The organism is Cellulomonas septica, from assembly GCF_012396155.1.
Taxonomy (GTDB): domain Bacteria; phylum Actinomycetota; class Actinomycetes; order Actinomycetales; family Cellulomonadaceae; genus Cellulomonas; species Cellulomonas septica.
In genome coordinates this window covers 1-2,162 of the sequence record NZ_JAAXOY010000613.1, presented here as the reverse complement: position 1 = coordinate 2,162, position 2,162 = coordinate 1, and the positions used below count along the sequence as shown (strand labels likewise).

Genomic DNA, 2,162 nt, shown 5'->3' with positions numbered 1-2,162 from the left:
GTACGAGCGCGACCTGCGGTAGAGGCGCCCGCGCCCGCGCGTGGTCTCCGCGGCGGGGACGACCACGGGCAGCGGCTCGGGCACGACGCGACCGAGCCGCCGTCCGCGCCAGACCGCCGCGACGAGCACCACGAGGAGCAGCTGGAGGCCGAGCACGGGGACCCACGGCGGCAGGATGTCGCCCGTGCCGGGGCCGCTCGCCTCGCTCATGGTCTCGAAGGCCGACGGCAGGTACCAGACGAGCCGCTCGTGCCGTCCGAGCGTGCGCAGGACGAGCGCGGCGTTGCCCTCGTCGGCGAGGTGCGCGTTCGTGAGGATGCGCCCGTCCGAGAGCGCGGTGACGCGCCGCTCGCCGTCGACCACGGCGTACGCGCCGACGGTCGGGTCGTCGGCCGCCGGGAAGCACACGACCGCGTCGTCGCCCAGCGCCTGCAGGCCGGGGGCAGCGGTGATCGTGCCGGCCGCGGTCGCGTCGGGGTCGTCGCACGCGGCGGTCAGGTCGCCGTCGGGCCAGTAGCCGGCGTCGCCCGAGACGGCGTCGGTCGCGGCCTCGAGCAGCCACGGCGAGTCGACGACCACGAGGTCGGCCTCCGTCCCGACGACCGCGTCCACCGCGGGCGGCGTCCCGTCCGCGGTGACCACGAGCAGCGTCGACCGCTCGTACGGCCGGTCCTGCAGGAGCGCCCCGACCTCGGCCACCTGCCAGGCGGCGTCCGCGTGACCGAACAGGGCGCGGTGCGTGGCCGCGTGCGCACGGCACGCTCCGGCCACGGCCCACGTCGCGGCGTCGTCGGGTGTCGCGGGCGCCGTCGCCCGGTGCACGGTCCAGGGAGCCATGCGTCCCAGGGTGCTCCGGTGCGCGTCGGGGCGTCACGCCGATTCGCGCGCCCGACGAGCCGCCCCGACGAGCCGGGAGGCTCCGGGAGCGGTCAGCCGCCCGAGACGCTGAGCTCGGCCTCGTGCAGGTCGCGGCGGAAGTCCTCCGACAGCTCGCGCGAGTCGAGCCAGCCGTACGGGAGGATCGGGCGCTTCGGCGACCCAGCGCGCCCGCGCTGCCCCTCGGCGGCCTCGCCGGGGTACGGCTGGTCGAGGTCGAGCGCGGCGAGCTTGTCGTCGAGGTCGGCCATCGACGTCACCAGCCCGAGCCCGGCACGCGCCTCGCCACCGACGACGTAGCCCTTGAAGTACCACGCCATGTGCTTGCGCATCTCGCGCAGCGCCTTGCCCTCGTCGCCGAAGTGCTCGACCATCAGCTCGGCGTGCCGCCGCACGACGTGCGCGACCTCCCCGAGACCCGGCCGGATGCGCTCGTCGGAGCCCGCGAACGCCGCCGCGAGGTCCGCGAACAGCCACGGCCGCCCCTGGCAGCCGCGCCCGACGACGACCCCGTCGCAGCCGGTGTGCGCGACCATCGCGAGCGCGTCCTCGGCGGACCAGATGTCGCCGTTGCCCAGCACCGGGATGTCGGTGACGGCCGCCTTGAGCGTCGCGATCGCGTCCCAGTCGGCCGTGCCCGAGTAGTAGTCGGCGGCCGTGCGGCCGTGCAGCGAGACGGCGGCGACGCCCGCGTCCTGCGCGGTGAGGCCCGCCTCGACGTACGTGAGGTGGTCCTCGTCGATGCCCTTGCGCATCTTCACCGTGACGGGCACGCCCGCGGGGCGCGCGGCGTCGACGGCCGCGTGCACGATCGCCGAGAACAGGTCCCGCTTCCAGGGCAGCACCGCTCCCCCGCCGCGCCGCGTCACCTTGGGGACCGGGCAGCCGAAGTTGAGGTCGACGTGGTCGGCGAGGTCCTCCTCGACGAGCATGCGGACCGCCGCGGCGACCGTCGCGGGGTCGACGCCGTAGACCTGCACGGACCGCGGCACCTCGTCGGGCTCGAACGAGATGATCCGGAACGACTCGGGGCTGCGCTCGACCAGCGCGCGGCTCGTCACCATCTCGGCGACGTAGAGGCCTGCGCCGGACTCGCGGCACAGCCGCCGGAACGCGGCGTTGGTCACGCCGGCCATCGGGGCGAGCACGACGGGGGTGTCGACGGTGATCGGCCCGATGCGCAGCGGCGGCAGCACCGCGCCGGCGCCGGGGCGCGCGGGAGCCGCGGGTGTCGTCGTGGTCATGCGGCCATTGTCGCACCGGCGGCCCGGGACCCGCGGTCGACG

General features: G+C 76.0%; 2 protein-coding genes. Both read right to left on the bottom strand.

The window, feature by feature from the left end; genetic code table 11:
- The coding region (locus tag HGA02_RS17270; RefSeq protein ID WP_168680432.1) for a DUF4350 domain-containing protein at positions 1-837 on the bottom strand (837 nt) is incomplete at its 3' end.
- Positions 838-929: 92 nt separating this feature from the next.
- Positions 930-2,120 carry a tRNA dihydrouridine synthase DusB gene (gene dusB, locus HGA02_RS17265; protein WP_168680430.1) on the bottom strand — a complete coding sequence of 397 codons (1,191 nt, stop codon included), beginning with the start codon at positions 2,118-2,120 and terminating at the stop codon, positions 930-932.
- Positions 2,121-2,162: the final 42 nt, after the last annotated feature.